18 protein-coding genes are annotated in these 18,575 nt (G+C 71.2%); 10 read left to right on the top strand and 8 right to left on the bottom strand.

Features of this window, described 5'->3' with window-relative positions; translation table 11 throughout:
• The first annotated feature begins 250 nt into the window (after nt 1-250).
• Entirely contained in the window at nt 251-1,933 is a 1,683-nt protein-coding gene (locus D7V97_RS22665; RefSeq protein WP_120612743.1) for a glutamine--tRNA ligase/YqeY domain fusion protein, read from the top strand.
• 67 nt (nt 1,934-2,000) lie between these two features.
• Here the strand turns inward: D7V97_RS22665 and D7V97_RS22660 are convergent, their stop codons facing one another.
• Complete coding sequence (locus D7V97_RS22660; RefSeq protein ID WP_120612742.1) at nt 2,001-3,596, bottom strand: carboxylesterase/lipase family protein; 1,596 nt, start codon at nt 3,594-3,596, stop codon at nt 2,001-2,003.
• 113 nt (nt 3,597-3,709) lie between these two features.
• On the opposite strand from D7V97_RS22660, the gene D7V97_RS22655 reads away from it, so the two are divergent.
• Entirely contained in the window at nt 3,710-4,867 is a 1,158-nt protein-coding gene (locus D7V97_RS22655; RefSeq protein ID WP_147444925.1) for a hypothetical protein, read from the top strand.
• Between the two features lie 9 nt (nt 4,868-4,876).
• On the opposite strand, the gene D7V97_RS22650 is transcribed toward D7V97_RS22655, so the two are convergent.
• Nucleotides 4,877-5,365, bottom strand: coding sequence for a GNAT family N-acetyltransferase (locus tag D7V97_RS22650; protein ID WP_120612740.1), 489 nt, complete (start codon nt 5,363-5,365; stop codon nt 4,877-4,879).
• Between the two features lie 14 nt (nt 5,366-5,379).
• Nucleotides 5,380-5,886 carry a DUF3592 domain-containing protein gene (locus tag D7V97_RS22645; protein WP_158623432.1) on the bottom strand — a complete coding sequence of 169 codons (507 nt, stop codon included), beginning with the start codon at nt 5,884-5,886 and terminating at the stop codon, nt 5,380-5,382.
• A 208-nt stretch (nt 5,887-6,094) separates the two neighbouring features.
• Between D7V97_RS22645 and D7V97_RS22640 the strand changes: the two genes are divergently transcribed.
• Complete coding sequence (locus D7V97_RS22640) at nt 6,095-6,928, top strand: 3'(2'),5'-bisphosphate nucleotidase CysQ (protein ID WP_120612739.1); 834 nt, start codon at nt 6,095-6,097, stop codon at nt 6,926-6,928.
• Here D7V97_RS22640 and mug read toward each other — a convergent pair.
• Nucleotides 6,921-7,436, bottom strand: a complete 516-nt coding sequence (gene mug, locus D7V97_RS22635) for a G/U mismatch-specific DNA glycosylase (protein WP_120612745.1) — start codon at nt 7,434-7,436, stop codon at nt 6,921-6,923. The two genes, D7V97_RS22640 and mug, sit on opposite strands and share 8 nt — an antisense overlap.
• Before the next feature lie 189 nt (nt 7,437-7,625).
• Between mug and D7V97_RS22630 the strand changes: the two genes are divergently transcribed.
• Complete coding sequence (locus D7V97_RS22630) at nt 7,626-8,849, top strand: glycosyltransferase family 87 protein (RefSeq protein WP_120612738.1); 1,224 nt, start codon at nt 7,626-7,628, stop codon at nt 8,847-8,849.
• A 94-nt stretch (nt 8,850-8,943) separates the two neighbouring features.
• Entirely contained in the window at nt 8,944-9,252 is a 309-nt protein-coding gene (locus D7V97_RS22625; RefSeq protein ID WP_120612737.1) for a hypothetical protein, read from the top strand.
• 7 nt (nt 9,253-9,259) lie between these two features.
• Here D7V97_RS22625 and D7V97_RS22620 read toward each other — a convergent pair whose 3' ends face one another.
• Nucleotides 9,260-9,631 carry a DUF423 domain-containing protein gene (locus D7V97_RS22620; RefSeq protein ID WP_120612736.1) on the bottom strand — a complete coding sequence of 124 codons (372 nt, stop codon included), beginning with the start codon at nt 9,629-9,631 and terminating at the stop codon, nt 9,260-9,262.
• Nucleotides 9,632-9,737: 106 nt separating this feature from the next.
• On the opposite strand from D7V97_RS22620, the gene D7V97_RS22615 reads away from it, so the two are divergent.
• Nucleotides 9,738-10,403 (top strand): SET domain-containing protein, encoded by a 666-nt coding sequence (locus D7V97_RS22615; RefSeq protein WP_120612744.1) that lies wholly within the window; start codon nt 9,738-9,740, stop codon nt 10,401-10,403.
• 48 nt (nt 10,404-10,451) lie between these two features.
• Nucleotides 10,452-11,387 (top strand): acyl-CoA dehydrogenase family protein, encoded by a 936-nt coding sequence (locus D7V97_RS22610; protein ID WP_120612735.1) that lies wholly within the window; start codon nt 10,452-10,454, stop codon nt 11,385-11,387.
• A gap of 30 nt (nt 11,388-11,417) precedes the next feature.
• Here the strand turns inward: D7V97_RS22610 and D7V97_RS22605 are convergent, their stop codons facing one another.
• On the bottom strand, nt 11,418-12,128 hold the full coding sequence (locus D7V97_RS22605; RefSeq protein ID WP_120612734.1) for a hypothetical protein: 711 nt from the start codon (nt 12,126-12,128) through the stop codon (nt 11,418-11,420).
• A gap of 117 nt (nt 12,129-12,245) precedes the next feature.
• Here D7V97_RS22605 and D7V97_RS22600 point away from each other — a divergent pair, with 117 nt between their 5' ends.
• Complete coding sequence (locus D7V97_RS22600; RefSeq protein WP_233583089.1) at nt 12,246-13,079, top strand: hypothetical protein; 834 nt, start codon at nt 12,246-12,248, stop codon at nt 13,077-13,079.
• Between the two features lie 12 nt (nt 13,080-13,091).
• Entirely contained in the window at nt 13,092-14,402 is a 1,311-nt protein-coding gene (locus tag D7V97_RS22595; protein ID WP_120612732.1) for a M18 family aminopeptidase, read from the top strand.
• An 87-nt stretch (nt 14,403-14,489) separates the two neighbouring features.
• On the opposite strand, the gene D7V97_RS22590 is transcribed toward D7V97_RS22595, so the two are convergent.
• A complete protein-coding gene (locus D7V97_RS22590) occupies nt 14,490-16,610 on the bottom strand; it encodes a M4 family metallopeptidase (protein WP_120612731.1) in 2,121 nt (706 codons plus the stop codon).
• Between the two features lie 393 nt (nt 16,611-17,003).
• Here D7V97_RS22590 and D7V97_RS22585 point away from each other — a divergent pair, with 393 nt between their 5' ends.
• The gene (locus D7V97_RS22585) at nt 17,004-17,564 is read left to right on the top strand and encodes a DUF2378 family protein (RefSeq protein ID WP_233583088.1); all 561 of its coding nucleotides are present in this window, start codon (nt 17,004-17,006) and stop codon (nt 17,562-17,564) included.
• Between the two features lie 24 nt (nt 17,565-17,588).
• Here D7V97_RS22585 and D7V97_RS22580 read toward each other — a convergent pair.
• Nucleotides 17,589-18,575 (bottom strand): serine protease (locus D7V97_RS22580; RefSeq protein ID WP_147444924.1); only part of this gene is annotated, 987 nt, incomplete at its 5' end.

Here is an 18,575-nt window from a genome sequence, read left to right as displayed (position 1 = left end):
CTGGTGCCCATGGGTGACGACGCGGCCATGGCGGAGGCGCTGGGCCGGGTGGTGGGGGATGCCGTGTGGCGGCAGGACCTGCGCGAGCGGGCCCTGGAGCGCGCGGAGGAGCTGTCCTCCGAGCGGGCACTCAAGGCCTGGGAGTCGCTGCTTTCGGACGTGTGACACGGCCTGGTTAAAACGGCGGGAGGGGGATTCGGGTCAGGAAACCCTTGCCCCCCTTGTCCGGCTTCAAGAGGATTCGCTCCCAATGACGACGACGACTGAGACGCAGGGCCTCAACTTCCTCCAGGAGGTCATCGAGGAGGATCAGCGGACCGGGAAGCACGGCGGTCGCGTGCACACCCGCTTCCCGCCCGAGCCCAACGGCTACCTCCACATCGGTCACGCCAAGGCCATTGTCGTGAACTTCGGGCTGGCCGGTCAGTACGGCGGCAAGTGCAACCTGCGCCTCGACGACACCAACCCACTCACCGAGGACACGGACTACGTGGAGTCCATCCAGCGCGACGTGCGCTGGCTCGGGTTCGACTGGGACGACCGGCGCTTCTTCGCGTCTGACTACTTCGACCGGCTCTACGCCTTCGCCGAGCAGCTCATCACCGACGGCAAGGCCTACGTGTGCAGCCTGTCCGCGGAGGAGATCAGCCAGTACCGGGGTGACTTCACCACGCCGGGGCGGGACAGCCCGTACCGCACGCGCACGGTGGAGGAGAACCTGGACCTGTTCCGCCGGATGAAGGCGGGCGAGTTCCCGGACGGCAAGCACACGCTGCGCGCGAAGATCGACATGACTTCGCCGAACCCCGTGCTGCGCGACCCGCCCATCTACCGCATCCGCAAGGCGCACCACCACCGCACGGGCGATAAGTGGTGCATCTACCCGCTCTACGACTTCGCGCACTGCCTGTCGGACGCCATCGAAGGCATCACCCATTCGGTGTGCACGCTGGAGTTCGAGAACCGGCGCGTGCTGTACGACTGGATCGTCGACGCGCTGATCAAGGGCGACCGGCCCTACCAGTACGAGTTCGCGCGGCTGAACCTCACCTACGCGGTGATGAGCAAGCGCAAGCTGCTCCAGATGGTGACGGAGAAGCTGGTGTCGGGCTGGGATGATCCGCGCATGCTGACCATCAGCGGCCTGCGTCGCCGGGGCTACACGCCCGCGTCGCTGCGCGACTTCGCCAAGCGCATCGGCGTGAGCAAGTCGGACAGTCTCATCGATATGGGCGTGCTGGAGCTCTCCATCCGGGACGACCTCAACGAGACGGCGCCGCGCGCCATGGCGGTGCTGCGTCCGCTCAAGGTCGTGGTGGAGAACTACCCGGAGGGGCAGACCGAGGAGCTGGAGGTCGCCAACCATCCGAAGAAGGCGGAGCTGGGCTCGCGCAAGGTGCCGTTCATGCGCGAGCTGTACATCGAGGCGGACGACTTCCAGGAGGTGCCGGAGAAGGGCTTCTTCCGCCTCGCGCCGGGCAAGGAGGTGCGCTTGCGCTCGGCGTACTTCATCAAGTGCGAGCAGGTCATCAAGGACGCGGCCGGCCACATCACGGAGCTGCGCTGCACCTACGACCCGGCGACGCGCGGTGGGGATTCGCCGGATGGCCGCAAGGTGAAGGGCACGCTGCACTGGGTGCCGGGCAACGCGCCCACCGCGCAGGTGCGGCTCTATGACCGGCTCTTCTCCGTGGAGCAGCCGGACCGGGACAAGGAGAAGGACTTCAAGGCGTTCCTGAACCCGAACAGCCTGGAGGTCGTCTCGGATGCGCGCGTGGAGCCGTCGCTCGCGCAGGCGAATCCGGGTGACCGCTTCCAGTTCGAGCGCCTGGGGTACTTCTGCGCGGACGCGAATGATTCGAAGCCGGGCGCGCCTGTCTTCAACCGCACGGTGACGCTGAAGGACTCGTGGGTGAAGGAGCAGAAGAAGTAGGCGCTGCCTCCAAACAGGTGACGCCCCACCGAAGCCCCGGGTGTCCGCACCCGGGGCTTTGTCGTGTCTACGGGGGCAGCAGGCCCCAGGCCTCCAGCGAGGCGCAGCGTCCCGCGCGCCAGGTCACCTCCGTGGTGGCCGGCGTGTTCCAGGTGATGAACGTCCCGCCGGGGGAGAAGGGCAGCCACGCGGGGATGGGGGCACCATTTCGCGCCATCGCGCCCCAGGCGGATTGCAGCTGCTGGGACAGCGTCAGGTCCTGCGGCGTGGGCACGCTCCCCACGGCGTCGAAGTGGCCGAAGAGGTAGACGAGGTCCGTGCCGTGCGCGACGCCCAGCGACGCGAAGGGGCCGTTGGGGAGGGCGCGCGCGAAGCGGTAGAGGTACGCGCGGGCCGTGCCCACGGTGGCGCTCGCGGTGGCCAGCCGCTGCGCCGGACACGCGAACGACAGGTCCGTGCCCAGCGCGTCCGCCGCCGCGACCTCACCCACGACGGCCGGTCGGTAGAGCGCGGTGAGCTCCGCCTTCTTCGCCCCCGCGCCGACGTAGTCCACGTAGCGGCCGAAGTCGCCCGGGTTGCCAACGACGCCGATGCTGGCGAGCACGAAGCTCGCCTCGTTGTCGTTGGCGCCCACCAGCACGGGCACGTCCCCGAGGCCCGCGAGCACCCGCGCGAGCGGCCGGCCCTGCAACACCACGCCATCCACCACCGGCAACGTGGGCGTCAACGCGAGGCCGAGCTCCGTCACCGGCGTCAGCCGCGCCTGCGTTCCCAGCACCTCCACGGCGGACTTCGAGCGCAGGCACGCCGCGATATCGCCTTCGGTGCAGCCCAGGACGATGGCGGTCTGGAGGCCCACGAAGTACGCGGAGGGGAACGCGCCCACGGGCTGCTCCTTCTCCAGCACGGGCCGGGAGGTGCCGGACTGGATGGCGGCGCGCTGGAACAGTCCCTGGGCCGGCGTGGCCGCCAGCAGCGTCGTCACGGAGACGGCGCCCGCGGACTCCCCGGCGATCATCACGCGCTGCGGGTCGCCTCCGAACGCGGCGATGTTGCGGCGCACCCAGTCCAGCGCGGCGATCTGATCCCTCAGACCCCAGTTGCCGGTGCCCCCGTCCGGAGCGATGAGCTGGGGCAGGGCGAGGAAGCCGAGCAGGCCCAGCCGGTAGTTGAACGACACGACGACCAGGTCCTCGCGCTGCGCGAGCTGCGCGGCGTCGTACCAGCCTTCGCTGGAGTGGCCCTCCACGTAGCCGCCGCCGTGGATCCACACGAGCACCGCGCGCGGCTTCGCGGGCGCGGCGGGAGCCCACACGTTGAGGCGCAGGCAGTCTTCGGACGCGTAGACAGCTCCGTCCTTCACCTGGGGGCAGGGCGGTCCGAAGTCGGTGGCGGGCCGAGGCTGCGTCCAGCGCGACGGGCGCGCGGGAGGGGCCCAGCGCCGGTTGCCTGTCGGCGGCTCCGCGTAGGGGATGCCCTTGAAGATGTTGAGGCCACCGGTGCTCACGCCGCGGACGGGGCCGTCATCGGTCGTCACGTCGAGCGCGGCGGTGGTGACGCCCACGTCCACCGGATTGGCGGACGGGCTCACCGGAGCCTCCATGCAGCCCCCGAGCAGGGTGACGGACAGCAGCCAGAGCAAGCGCGCGGAAGGGTGGGGCATGGGACCGCGAAGCTAGTCCACGCGCTCCCACGGGGCGATGGCGGCCCGCGCGCCGGAAGGGCCATGCTGAAGGACGGCCCTTTTCCGCGCCGCCTTCCGGAGACCGTCCCGCCATGGCACCGAGCCCGCTGCCTCGCCCCTGGCCCCCGCCGACACACGCCGAGGTGGAGGCCATCTCGCGCATGGAGGACGGAGCCCTGCGCAACCTCCACATCACGCACACGTACCACGTGCTGGTGGTGTCCTTCACCGACGTGCTGGGGGAGAAGGACGTGGGCTGGTGTGGCGTCGCGACCTGGGCGTCGAAGACGGCGGGGACGTTCATCCGCAAGGACGTGCTGCCCGCGCTGCTGAGGGACCTGCTGTCCCGGGCGGACGGCATCCTGCGCACGCTCGTCGGGGTGCAGGCCCAGCTGCTGGGCGCCTGGGGCCTGTCCACGGGCGTGTTCTCCGTGCTGTCCCACGTGGTGGAGCCGGTGATGGACGCGGTGGCGAAGCAGGTGGCCCTGGGCAACCGCATCGTGTTCCAGGAGCTGGGACCGCTCTACGTGTCGATGCTGCAGCACTTCTGCGCACCCGACGCGACGAGCCCCGCCGCGTTGGAGCGCGTGGTGTCGCGCCTGAAGCCGGGCCCGGTGGAGGCCGGCGGGCAGGACCTGCTCATCCAGGCGGTGCGCGCCTACCAGGACGCGCTGCGCACGGCGCATCCCAAGGCGCGCGCGGAGCGGGTGTTCCTGGCCAACGCGCTGGTGGGCTACCACGAGCAGGTGCGGCTTCAGGAGCCCGTGCACGGCGCGCTGATGGCCCCGTTGAAGGAGCTGTTCCTGGGCCAGCTGCTGGAGGCGCTGCGTGCGCGTGGATCCGGCCTGCCGGAGACGTGGCTGCTCGCGGCCTTCACGCCGCTGGCGGAGCGGCTGGAGCGCTGCTGGCGTGAGCTGACCACGCGCGCGCTGATGACGCTGGAGCTGCCGGACCGGACGCTGCGGCTGGGGCAGGACGTCCCGGCGCTGACGCCGACCGGGGACTTCCCGCCGGACCTGCTGCGGCTGGAGCACCCGGAGCTGCTGGCGCTGATGAAGAAGCTGGACCGGACGCCGGACGACACCGCGGGCAGCGCGGCCCGGGACTGGGGCTCGCTGCGCGACCGGATGAACCTCATCGTGGACGTGTTCCGCTCCCGTCAGCAGGACCGGGGCCTCTACACGCAGCCCTTCACCCCGCGGCAGGTGGAGGCCTTCCAGCAGGGCCGGGTGCCAGAAGGGCGGCTGTGAGCCGGGCGGCTATGAGCGGGGCGGCGTCTCGCGGGTCATCTCGACCATGGTGGCGCGCCAGCCCAGCCGCTCGAAGAGGCGCCGCGCGGCTTCGTTCTTCGCGGCGGTGGAGAGCACCACGCGCGGCGCGCCCAGCTCCGTGAGCCGCTGCACCATGGCCTCCGCGAGCAGGCGGCCGGTGCCGGTGCCGCGCGCCGCCGCCTCCACCCAGATGTCATGCAGGGCGCCGTGCTTGTCGAGGAGCATGTTCCAGTCCACGCCCTCCAGCCGGCCGTAGCAGTAGCCGACGACGTCGCCGTCCAGCTCGGCCACGAGCACCACGGCCTCCTGCGGACGGCGCGCCTCCTTGCTCAGCCACCAGCGGTAGCCGGCCTCCACGTCGTCCGGGACCATGAAGCGCTGCGGGTCGAAGCCGTGGTGCTGCCGCGCGAGCGCCGCGCCCATGCGGCCCAGGGCGGGTTCGTCCGAGGCCTTCGCGGGACGGATGGTGACGGGCATGCCAGGACTATGGCCTAACGGACCCCGGCGCGCACCGACGGCGGCGGCTGGCGCTTGCGCTCCTTGAGGCCCGTGCGCGCCATGTCCATCAGGCCCCACGCGGACACCGCCGCGAACACCGCGCCCACCAGCGACACCACGTAGTTCATGAAGCCCGTGGCGCCGCACTGGATGCAGGACACCGACGGGTCGCCCGGTTCGTAGTGCAGCGTCACCGGCGCCCCCGCCGGGTAGTGGCGCGTCACCGCCTGCGCGTCCACGAGCCCCCCGGCGCCGTGACCGTCGAAGGCCACCGTGTCGGACGTGTACGGGGTGCCGTTCACTTCGTAGCGGTAGCTCACCTCCGGGCGGAAGCTCACCGCGCGCTTGCTGCGAAGCGTCTCCACGCGCGAGCTCACCACCGTGCCCTGCGCCGTGGGCCAGCCCGTGCTCACCTGCGAGCGGTACACCATCCGCCCGCCCGCGAACGCCAGCGCCACGCCGATGCCCAGCAGCGCCAGTCCCATCAGCCATTTCATCATCGCGTAATTCCTTGCCGCGCCCGGCCCGCTGCCCCCGGCGCTGAAAGACGTCTTCCCTCCGGGTTTTGCAGCCGCCGGGCCAGGGCCCCTGCCGGGCGGGACACGTGCGCGGGGGCGGGGCATTTCACCCCCTCGGGGCAATCCGCCCCATCCGGGCGCTTCCCTTGGTTTCCAAAGCAGGGCCGAGCGGGCAGACTCGCCGGCCTCCATGCCCGCACTCGCACACGAGCTCGACGTGGCCCGGCGCATCGCGCGCCAGGCCGGTGACATCCTCCTGCAGGTCTATGCCACCGACTTCTCCGTCACGGACAAGGCGGGCGGCGCAGGTCCCGTCACGCTGGCCGACGAGCGCGCCAACGCCTTCATCGTGGGCGAGCTGCGCAAGGCCTTCCCGTCCGACGGCGTGGTCGCGGAAGAGAACGAGGACGCGTCCGACGCGAAGCGCTTCGAGCGCTGCTGGTACGTGGATCCGCTCGACGGCACGCAGGAGTTCGTGAACCGCAACGGCGAGTTCGCCATCCACATCGGCCTCGCGGTGGAGGGCCGCGCGGCGCTGGGGGTCGTCTACCGCGCCGTCGGGGACGTCCTCTACTCGGGCGTCGTCGGCGAGCAGGGGTACGTGGAGGATCCGCGGGGCCGCCGTGCGCTGCGCGTGTCGGACGTGGTGGACCCGGCGGCGCTGCGGCTCGTCGTGTCGCGCTCGCACCGCTCGAAGACGACGGACGCGGTGGTGAAGCGGCTGGGCATCACCCGCGAGACGGAGTCCGGCTCCGTGGGCCTCAAGTGCGGCCTGCTCGCCGAGTCCCGCTGCGACCTCTACGTGCACGTCAGCGACAAGAGCTACCGTTGGGACAACTGCGCGCCGGAGGCCGTCATCCGCTCCGCGGGCGGCGTGCTCACGGACCTCGCCGGCACGCCGTACCGCTACGACGGCTCCGAGCTCCAGAACCACCGGGGCCTGCTCGCCTGCAACGCCGCGGCGTTCGACCAGGTGCTGCCCGTTGCCTCGCAGGTGGCGCGCGAGGCGGGCCTCCTCAAGTAGCGCGCGCTCCGCCTGCGTCCACCGCGCGGCGCAGTTCACCGAACAGCCGCGCCAGGTCCGGGAGCTGGTAGCTGGCGTTGAGCCCGCTCGGGTTGGGCAGCACCCACAGCCGGGTGTCGCCCAGCGTCTCCGCCTGCAGGCCGAACCCCGCCTTCGGCCGCGCGAAGGCGGTGCGGTACGCGCCCAGGCCCAGCACCGCGAGGAAGGCCGGGCGGTAGCGCTTCACCTTGCGTTTCAGCGTCTTCGCGCCCGCCGCCAGCTCCCCGGGCTCCAGCAGGTCCGCGGACGCCGTGGCCCGGTCCACCACGTTGGTGATGCCCAGGCCCAGCGCCTTCAGCTCGCCCTGTTCGGACGGATGGAGCCTTCGCGGCGTGAAGCCCGACGCGTGCATCGCGGGCCAGAAGCGGTTGCCCGGCCGCGCGAAGTGCACCCCCACCACCGCCGAATAGAGGCTGGGGTTGATGCCGCAGAAGAGCACGCGCAGGCCCGGTGACAGCAGATCCGGCATGGAGCGGCCGGTGGCGGCGAACAGCTCGTCCTTCGTGGGCTTGTGAAGCGTCGTAGGCACGGGAGGGCCAAACCTAGCGGGTCGGGTGCCGCCTCGCACACCGGAAGCGAGGCGGCACGAGGGGCAGGGGAGGCTCCGGACGCCTTTCCCCGCGACAGCGCCCGGGCCACGCGGGCAGAGTGCCGCCCCGTGTCCGCCTCGACTCCCGCCGTGCCCTCCCGCGTCCGGCTGGGGCCCCTGCACTGGCTCGCGCTCGCCGTGAGCGTGTTGCCGCTCGCCTATTACGCGTTCTCTCCGCGCGCGGGCGACCTGTACCTGTACTTCAGCACGGCCCACGCCTTCCTGGAGGGCGCGGTCCCCAACGTCGATTTCCGCTTTGAATACCCGCCCTACGCGCTGCTGTGGTTCGTGCCCGCCGCCTGGGTGGGGGGCGACGAGCGCGGCTTCATCCTCGCCTTCGGCCTGCAGCTCACGCTCTTCGACGCGGTCATCAAGTGGCTCCTGCTGTCCGAGGGCGTGCGGCGCTGGGGCACGGCCCGGCGCGCGTGGGTGCCGCTCGCCGCGTACAGCGTCACGAGCTGGATCCAGAGCATCCACTACCTCAAGCGCTACGACCTCATCCCCGCGGTGTTCGTCCTGGCCGCGCTGGTGGCCCTGATGCGGCGGCGCGAGGGGTGGGCGGGCGTCGCGCTCGCGGTGGGCACCGTCACCAAGCTGTACCCGGCGGTGCTCATCCCGCTGGCCCTGGCCGTGTGCTGGCGGCGGGGCCTGAAGCCGACGCGGGCCCTGGTGCTGGGGCTCGTCGCGGGCGTGCTGCCGCTGCTGCCCATGAGCTTCCTGTGGCCGTGGTGGCGGTTCGCGTCGTTCCACGTGGACCGGGGGCTCCAGGTGGAGGCGCTGAGCGCGGGCCTGCTGTGGGCCGCGAAGCTCTTGGGGTTCGTCCAGGTGCAGTGGGTCCACGCGCCGGCCTCCTATGAGCTGCACGGCCCCGCCGCGGAGGCGGTGCGCGTCCTCACCCGCTCCGTCTGGGTGGCGGGCTCGCTGCTGGCCGCGGCGGTGTCCGTGCGGGGCGCGTGGCGCAGGCCGCCCCAGCACATCGAGGACCTGGCCCGGCTGGCGCTGGTGCCGCTCGTGGCCTTCGTCATCCTCAACCCGGTGTTGAGCCCGCAGTACCTCATCTGGCTCACCGGGGCCGCCGCGCTCGCGCTGCTCTCCGGTGCGGTGGGACCGTCCGTCGTGCTGCTGGTCGCCGCGGCCATCACCCGGGGCCTGTTCGCGGGAAGTACGTACTACTCCGGCCTCCAGTGGCCCCACACGGTGCTGCTGCTCGTGCGCAACGGGATGGTGCTGGGCGCGGGCCTCGCCTGGGCCCGCGAGGTGTGGCGCCTGGGCGCGCCGCCGCCGCCGGATTGAGTCCGCCTGCCCGTCCGGTGGGGTCCAGGGCGAGGAGGCCGGGCTGTCCCCGGCGCGCGATGCGCGGCCACCGCCTCGCTGTTAGGGGGAGGCCATGGCCCGTCCGGTGAAAATCGAGACCCTGCTGCCTGTCGAAGTGGACTTCCAGCGCGAGCGTGCCTCCGGGCTGCGCCGCTCCGGGGACAGCCTGGAGAAGGCCCTCGACGCGCTGTCCCGCTCCGAGCGCGAGCTGCGCGCATCGAGCGGCCTCGCAAGGACGGAGCGCTACACGGCATACCGCGCGCTCTGGAAGGAAGCGGAGCGGCTGCGCTGGAACCTCACCGTGCAGCGCGAGGCCTGCGGGCTGCGCAATCACCGCGACCTGGACCTCATCTACCCCATGCCGCCCCTGTTGAAGGAGTGACACCCGCTCACGGGGTCGTCCGCCACGCGGCCATGGCGAAGAGGACCCAGCCCGCGAGGAAGCCCAGGCCGCCCAGCGGGGTGACGGCGCCCAGGACGCGGACCCCGGAGAGGGCGAGCGCATAGAGGCTGCCGGAGAAGAGGACGATGCCCGCGAGCATCGCCCACCCGGCGGCGGACAGCAGGGGCGAGGGGCGCGTGAGGCCCAGCAGTCCCACGGCCACCAGCGCGAGCGCGTGGTACATGTGGTAGCGCGCGCCTGTTTCGAAGATGACCTGCAGGTCCTGGGGAAGTCGGGCGCGCAACGCATGCGCCCCGAAGGCTCCCGCTGCCACGGACAGGAAAGCGTTCACCGCTCCCACCACGAGCCACCACCGCATGTTCGAGTGCCTTTCTTCGCGGGCTTGACTGCGGCACGCTACACCGCGCCTGAAGGCAGCGTCCTGGCCGAACCTGCACCCCGCCCCAGCCGCTCCCATCCCGATGATGACTTCTCCTTCCTTCCAGCCGACCCCGTCGATCCCCTTCGAGCTGCGCCAGTCGCCCATCCAGGGGCTCGGTGCCTTCGCCACCCGCCGCATCCGCAAGGGCGCGCGCATCATCGAGTACATCGGTGAGCGCATCACCCAGGCCGAAGCGGACGTGCGCTACGACGACGAGTCGATGGAGCGCCACCACACCTTCCTCTTCAACCTGGATGACGACACGGTGCTGGACGCGGGCACGGTGCACAACGAGTCGCGCTACATCAACCACTCGTGCGAGCCCAACTGCCAGTCGCTCATCGACAAGGGCCACATCCACATCTACGCGCTGCGCACCATCGAGCCGGGCGAGGAGCTGACGTACGACTACGCCTACGAGCGCACGCCGGAGATGGACGACGACGCGGAAGGGCTCTACGTCTGCCGCTGCGGCACGCCCTCCTGCCGGGGCACCATCCTCGCCCCGGAGAAGAAGGCCCCCGCGCGCCGCAAGAAGGCCGCGAGCAAGGCCAAGCGCTCCGCCAAGGCCCCGTCGAAGTCCAAGGCCGCCTCCAAGTCCAAGTCGTCGCCCAAGCCCGCGTCGAAGTCCAAGGCCGCCTCGAAGTCGAAGTCCCAGGCGACCTCCCGCTCGAAGTCCGCGGGCCGGGGTCGCCGCGCCGCGAGCTGAGCGCCAAACGCCGCGCGCGTTCCGGGGGGCGGAGATTAGAGTGAAGGCGTGAAAGACGTCCTGCGCCTGCTGCTCACCGAAGCCCCCGAGTCTCCCTCGCTCGACTCCGTGGAGGCCTGGTGGCGCCGGCACCTCGCGGTGCTGCCGCGCTTCCCGGCCCCTGCGGATCAGGCGCTCGCCAGCGGGTTCCGCATGGACCGGCTGGGGTTCGCGTTCGCCTCCGGCTACCACGCGGCGCTGCGCTCCCTCTTCCCCCAGCTCCCGGGGGACCGGCGCGGCGCGCTCTGCGCCACCGAGCCCGGCGGCGGGCACCCCAACGCGATGGAAACGACGCTCACGCCCGCGGGCACCGGCTGGAGGCTCGACGGGCAGAAGACCTACGTCACCCTGGGCACGCACGCGGAAGTCCTCCTGGTGGTCGCCACCGAGGGCCGCGACGCGCAGGGGCGCAACCGCCTGCGCATGGTGCTGCTGGACGCGAAGAAGCCCGGCGTGCACGTGGAGCCGCTGCCGGCGCTGTCCTTCGTGCCGGAGGTGCCCCACGCGGCGCTGCGGCTGGAGGGCGTCACCGTGAGCACGGAGGACGTGCTGCCCGGAGATGGCTACACGCGCTACCTGCGGCCGTTCCGCACCGTGGAGGACTGCCACGTCAACCTGGCGGTGCTGGGCTGGCTGGTGAAGGTGGGCCGCCGCTGCGGCTGGCCGGTGGCGCTGCGCGAGGAGCTGGTGTCGCTCGCGGTGCTGATGCGGGCGCTGGCGAACGAGGACCCCAGCGACCCCGGCGTCCACGTGGCGCTGGGCGGCGCCTTCACCCAGCTGCAGCGCGCGCTGGAGCGCTGCGAGACGGCCTGGGAGGGCGTGGACGTGGAGACGCGGGAGCGGTGGCAGCGCGACCGGCGCCTGCTCGACCTGGCGTCCAGGGTGCGGATGATGCGGCTGGAGTCCGCGCGTCAGAAGCTGGCCGGGGGCGGCTCGGACGACTGAGCCCACCCCACGGCCGACAAGGCGTGCGACCTAGTACCGGCCGCCGCCCGCCGCGGAGACGATGGCGGAGAGGATGCGGTTCTCCACGCCCCAGACGGCCTTGTTCATGCCCTTCACGCCCGCGCCGCGCATGTAGTCCGTGAAGTCGTGCAGGGCGGTGGAGCGCTGCATGCGCTCCGTCTTGGCGGCGTAGAGCAGCGGCGTGCCCGGCGCGCCCGTGAGTCCCAGGTCGGGGCAGGCCTCCGACAGCGCGGCGCGGTCGATGCCCGTCACCGCGGACAGCATCGCCACGGTGAACTTGTGCACCGGCAGCTCGCGCGCGTTGGGCACCTTCTCCAGCACCTTCGCGCGGTCCTTCGGATCCGTGGCGAGCTGCTCCAGCTTCACCTTGGACATCTCCAGAATCTGCTCGTTCGTGACGTGCTTGTTGTCCAGGATGGCGCGGTCGAACAGGCTCGACGGCGTGTCACCCTTGATGGTGATGTTCACGTCCTGGAGCCGCGCGCGCATCGTCTGGATGGCCCGGCCCACCTCGGTGTTCGGGCCACCCCGCCACGAGCCCGCCACCGGGGCCACCGGCGGCTGGGTGGAACGGACCCGCGCCAGCTCCGCGCGGTTGAGCACGTCCGCGCGCGACACCTGCGTGACCTGGTTGGTCCGGGCCGGCTGCGCGGCCGGGGCCTGCGTGCGGGAAGACGCTGCGGGGGGCACAGCGCTGGGGCGGTTGCGGATGGACGTCATGGACACCTTCTACCGTGGATTTCGGGTAACGGATTATCCGCCGGGCGGGCAGGGGAGTTGCCTGGACGCTGTGCTCCAGCGCGTGCGTTCCACCCCCGGACCGCTATGGTGCGCGCCATGGCCCCGCGCTTCCCCACCCAGTTCGCCGACCTGCTCACCCCCCGAGGCCGCCGCATTCTCGAAGGTCGAGACCCCGAGACGTGTGGTGCCCTCCTGGACCCCACGCGCCCCTTCGTCGCGCTGCAAGGCGTCATCGACGTGAAGAAGGCCGCGGAGGCCCGCGACGTGCTGGACGCGGCGCTGCGCGACACGCTCGTGACGATGGAGGACCCCATCCCGGAGGACTCCATCTCCGGCATGGTGGAGAACTACACGGAGGCCCTGCCCAAGACGGTGCGGGTGCGCACCGCGCTCCTGGAGAGCCGTCGCTCGCGCTCGTGGCGCGCCGCGGAAGGAGTGGGGCTGGTCGCCCTGCTGCGCTCGGACACCTTCGCGGGGTTCGCGGCGGCGGTGAGCGGCCGGGCACTCAAGCGGGCGTGGGGCATCCAGGTGCTCTGCTACGGCCCCGGCGACTACACGGGCCCGCACAACGACCACCACCCGGAAGAGGACGACGCGCGCGACGGCTACGTGGACATGCACGTCAGCCTGACGATGCCCGCCGTGGACCACCAGTACCTCGTGTACGCGAAGGACGGGCACTTCTCCGAGCTCACCAAGGTCAGCACCGTGGGCGGCATCACCGTGTACCGGCTGCCCTTCTGGCACTACACGACGCCGCTGGCGGCGAAGAAGGCCCGCGAGGACGCCGCGCGCCGCTGGGTGCTGCTGGGGACGTTCCTGGACGCGGGGCCCAGGACGCGCGCCTCCTCCACCATCCTGCCGCCGGGCGCACGTCCGCCTGTCGGGGGAACGACACTGGGACGTGGCACGGAGGCCGGACGGCGTTAGCGTGCCGGGCCCATGAGCCCCACCGACACCGACAAGCAGGCCGGAGACCTCCTCCAGTACATCGACGCGTCGCCCACGCCGTACCACGCCGTGCGGGAGACGGCGCGCCGCCTCACCGCCGCGGGGTACCGCGCGCTCGACGAACGGGAGTCCTGGTCCCTCAAGCCCGGGGACAAGGTTTTTGTCGTGCGCGGCGACACGAGCATCGCCGCCTTCCAGTTGGGCACGAAGCCCACGGACGCCACCGGCTTCCGGCTGGTGGGCTCGCACACGGACTCGCCCAACCTGCGCCTCAAGCCGAACTCGCCCGTCAACCGCCACGGCTACCAGCAGCTCGGCGTGGAAGTCTACGGCGGGGTCCTGCTGCACACGTGGACGGACCGCGACCTGTCGCTCGCGGGCCGCGTGGTGACGCTGCACAACGGCCGTCCCCAGCACCACCTGGTGGACTTCCGCCGGCCGCTGTTGCGCGTGCCCAACCTGGCCATCCACCTGAACCGTGGCGTGAACAGCGACGGGCTGAAGCTCAACCCGCAGGAGCACATGGTGCCGGTGCTGGGCCTGGAGAGCGCGGGCCCCGCGGAGCTGCGCGCGCTGCTGGTGGAGGAGCTGGCGAAGGAGGGCGTGACGGCGGCGGCGGACGACCTGCTGGGCTATGACCTGTGCCTCTACGACGTGCAGCCGTCCACGCGCTCGGGCCTGCACGGGGAGTTCCTCCACGCGCCCCGCCTGGACAACCTGGCCAGCTGCCACACGGGCCTCACCGCTCTCTTGTCGCCCTCCGGCCCGCGCGAGGCCACCTGCGGCGTGGTGCTCTATGACCACGAGGAGTGCGGCAGCCGCAGCGCGCAGGGCGCCGCGTCGCCGTTCCTGAAGGACCTGCTGGAGCGCATCGTCCAGGGGCACTCGGATGGCCGGGCGGACGCGTTCCACCGGAGCATCCGCCGCTCGTTCCTGGTGAGCGCGGACATGGCGCACGCGGTGCACCCCAACTACCCGTCCCTGCACGAACCCAAGCACCAGCCGCAGCTGGGCGGCGGCCCGGTCATCAAGACCAACGTCAACCAGTCCTACGCGACGGACGGCGAGTCGTGGGCGCACTTCGCCACGCTGTGCCGCGAGGCGGGCGTCACGCCCCAGCACTTCGTCACCCGCACGGACCTGGGCTGCGGTAGCACCATTGGCCCCATCACGGCGGGGCAGCTGGGCATCCGCACGGTGGACGTGGGCAACCCCATGCTGTCCATGCACTCCATCCGTGAGCTGGCCGCCGCCTCCGACGTGGCCCGCATGGTGGCGGTGCTGACGCGCTTCTTTGCTTGAGCGGCGCCTGAGCGGCAAAAGGAAGAGGCGGGCCCCGGCTTCGACACCGGGCCCGCCTCAGGATGCTTCAGGAAGCGTGGACGACGACTAGTTCACGCCCACCGCGGTCCAGGCGTCCTTCACCTTCTGGACCTGGGTGGAGTCCGCGCCGTACAGGTCCGTGGCGGACTTGATGGTGGCCTCGCGGGCCTGGGCGAAGTTCGTCTTCGGCGTCATGTACGTGGTGAGGGCGCGGCCGAAAATCTTGAGGCCGTCCTCCATGCCGATGCCGCCCTTCACTTCCAGGCCGGAGGTGCGGTTCTTGCCGCCCTCCACCAGGAGGTAGAAGGCGTTGTTGGAGATGCCGCTGGAGCCGTGCACCTCCGTCTGCTTCGGGTAGTTCTTGTAGTTGTCGACCGAGTAGTTGTCCTTGGTCGGGTCGTTCATGTAGCGCAGGCCGTCGTTCGGGTCGCCGTTCGTCGGCGTCCAGGCGGCCTCGCCCACGGTCCAGTTCCACTTGGCCTCGGGGTTGTTCTTCGCGGCGTACCACTCCACGCCCGTGCCGATGATGTCGCTGAAGGACTCGTTCAGGCCGCCGGACTCGCCGCTGTAGACGAGGCCCGCGGTGCGCTCCGTGAGGCCGTGCGCGATTTCATGGCCGGCGATGTCCAGCGTCGTCAGCGGACCGGAGTTCTTCCCGTCGCCGTCGCCGTAGCTCATCTTCTCGCCGTCCCAGAACGCGTTCACGTAGTTGTTCTTCACGTGCACGTAGTTGACGAGCTTCTCGCCCGCGCCGTCGATGGAGTCACGGCCCAGGATGTCCTTGAGGAAGTCGGACGTCATGGCCGCGCCGTAGTGCGCGTCGATGGCGGCCTTGGCGCGCGCCGGGTCGGTGGCCTCGCCCCACTTGTCGTTGTTGTCGGTGATCTTCGTCTGGCCGCTGGCCGTCGCCGCGTTCTTCGCGTCGTAGGTCACGATGCCCTTGCCGCGCGTCGAGTCCTCCAGCGAGTACGTGCCGTCCGCGTTCTTCGTGGTCTTCAGGTCGACGTGGCCGCTGTACATCGACAGGTCGTCCGCGGTGCCCACCGGCGGCTGCTGCGGATCCGTGGGGGTCTTCTCCTTCGCGGTGATGTTCAGGCCCCACGACTGCAGGGTGCCCGTGTCGCGCTTGGCCTTGTCGTCGACGGTGATGGTCCACTCGCCCTTGGCCTTCTCGCCCGCGAAGGCGGAGAGGTCGAAGGTGCCCTTCACGTCGTCCACGCCGCCGCCCTTGCGGCTCTGCACGATGGCCGTCTTGCCCGAGGGGCTGGTCAGCTTGATGTCCAGGTCGCCGCTGTACGTGTGCTTGATGTCCACGCTCAGCTTGAGCTGATCCACCGTCACGTCATCCGCGATGGTGATCTTCGACGTGGCCGAGCCCAGGTCCGGGATGGGCGCGTTCGGGGTCGCCGTGGCCGTCACCTGCTTGGCGTCGCCCGCCGCGCTGGCCTTGGGCCGCGAGAAGCCGTCGATCTTGTTGAAGCTCTCGAGGACCTTCCCGGTGTTCGCGTCGATGATGTAGTTCTGCTTCTTCGGCTTCTCCTGGCCGGCGATCTGCGTGACTTCCACCTGGTAGGCCGAGTGGTACTTGCCGGCCTGGTCCTGGTAGATGACGCGCTCGGAAGAGGGCTGCTTGTCGGCCTTGCCGCCCAGCGCCTTCTTCGCGATGTCGATGGCCTGCTGGGGCGCCAGCTTCGGCTTCTGCGAACCCAGGCCCGCGGGGATGGGGTTCTGCTCGCCCGTGATGCTGGAGACCTTGCCGTCCTTGCCCAGGTGGCTGATGACCTGCTCACCGAAGACCTTCACGCCTTCGTGCATGCGGTCCAGGCGCACGTGGGTCATGCCCAGCGAGTCGCGCTCGACGCTCTTGGGCGCCAGGGTCGCGCCGGCCTTGTTGGCGGCGAGCAGCGTCTGGGCGCTCATCGGGGGCGTCAGGTACGCCATGGACGTCTGGATGGCGGCCTGCGCGTCCTTGCTGTCCAGCGCGAGGCGGCCCGTGGCGGCGCCCTGCGTCGACGTCGTCGTCGGGGGCGCGATGGCCGCGGCGACGTTGGCGCCGCCCACGCCCTTGACGGACTCGAAGCCGTCCTTCACGCGCAGGACGTTCTTCGCCTTCGGCGCCGTCTTCGAAGTGTCGGTGGAGGGACGGAGGGTAACGGGAGTCTGACCTTCGGTGCGGCGAATGCTCATGGGGTCACTCACACTGCAAGGGGGATGAACAATTCTCGCATACCGAGCGGAGGGAGTTTCCGGTGGGGTGAGGAAGTTAGAACGCCTACCTTGGATTCAATGATTACCTTTGGTTGACTTCCGGCTTTTTCGGCAGTTGACACGCTGATTTTACTTGCAGCAGGGGTCCTACTGGACCCGAAAACAGGAATTGCCCGACGCAGGGCGCCATAAATCGAGTGTTTAATGGCGGGAAAAAAGGCGGAAAATCACCGGAAAAATCCGTCGGGGCAGGAAGGTGGGGTGGCGGGTCGAGTCCGACGGACTGATACAGTACTGCACGGTTTCCCGGCCTGAAGGGCGGGGGCTGGACCCTGGGGGGGTTGGCGCATGGAGCCATGGACTGAAGCAGGGATGACGGGAGCGCCTCGGCTCCCGCTGGCGTCGGTGATGGTGCCGCGTCGCAACTTCGAGGGGCTGTTCGAGCACGCGCTGCGGCCGTCGGGTGGGTTCGCCCAGGCGCTGCGGGACGTGGGCTACGAGCCGGAGACGGCGCCCGAGTACCTCCCGCTGGAGGTGTGGCGCGCGGCGCTGGCGGTGGCGCGGCGGCACGCGTGTCCGGGGCTGCCGGGCGAGGAGGCCAACCGGGTGCTGGGGCGGCACTACGTGGAGGGGTTCGCGCAGACGCTGGTGGGGCGCATCTTCGCCTCCGCGGCGCCGCTGCTGGGCGTGGAGCGGTGCCTGTCGCGGCTGCCCACGTACCTGCGCGCGGGCCGCGAGGACATGAAGCTGGTGCTGGAGGTGGTGCGCGCGCGCGAGTGGCGGGCGACCGTGGTGGACGCGGATCCGCTGCCGGACTTCGTGGCGGGGGTGGTGGAGCAGGTGCTGCGCCTCACGCGGGTGCTGCCGCGCGTGGACGTGGTGGAGTGCGCCTCCCACGCCTACGCGCTGCGGATCCGCTGGGACGAGGCCTGACGGGCGGCGCGCGTCCTCCCGCCGCTAGTTGAGGTACGTCTTCGGCGGGGGGCGCTTCGGGGAGGACACGGGGCCAGAGGGGCGCGACTGCCGCCACCGGCCGATGACGTCCATCAGCCCGTCGAACGTGTCGCGCAGGGCCCAGGCGCGGTCCTCCGCGTCCCGCAGGCTCTGGCACCGCAGGAGGCCGTCGCGCAGCGCGCGCTGGACGCCGGGGCAGTCGTCGCGCTCGTCGATGAGCTGTTCGGCGGTGTGGGCGTAGAGCCGGTAGCAGCCCTCCACGTCGCCCCGGTTGTAGGCGGGGGCGCCCACGTTGATGGCATGGCCGAGCAGCGCGGCCACGGCCTCCACGGCGGGCATCGCGCAGCCCTCCAGCAGGCCCACGGGATGTTGGGGCACCTGGCGCACGCGGCTGGCGCGCAGCCGGGGCGCGTCCAGCGCCGACAGGGGGCGGGGTTCGCCCGGAATCATGAGCAGGGGCCCGACGTAGCGCACCGGGATGACGAGCCCCAGCGCGCGGCCATTGGCGAGCGCCGCGGTGGCGACCCCCACCACCTGGCCTTGCGCGTTCAGCACCGGGGCGCCTGACGCGTCCTCGGGCAGGGTGCGCGCCAGCTCCAGCAGGGTGAGCCAGTCCCCCAGCACCTGCACCGCGCGGACCTCCAGGGCGCGGACTTCGGGCGGGCGGCCCGGGCGGGCCTGGAGCACGTGGAGGCGCTCCCCCTCGGTGGGCAGCGTGGCCGGGCCGAGCGGCAGGTGGGGCACCACCCCGGGCAGGGTCAGGCGCAGGAGGGCCAGGTCGCGCCGCTCGTCCACCGCGGTCACCTGGACCACCTGGGTCCTGAGCCCGTCGGGCAGCACGGCGGTGATGGCGCGCGCGCCCGCGACCGCGTGCTCGCCTCGGCGTTTGGGGGCGGCCACCGGCCCGACGAGTGGACACGGAAGGTCGGCGAGCGCCAGGACCGCGGGGCGCAGGCTCCGGAGGACCAGCGCTACCGCTTCCCCGTCACG

This window comes from Corallococcus sp. CA053C (assembly GCF_003611675.1).
Lineage (GTDB): Bacteria > Myxococcota > Myxococcia > Myxococcales > Myxococcaceae > Corallococcus.
Note: the sequence above shows the minus strand (reverse complement) of the source record. Positions and strands in the feature narration are given on the sequence as shown.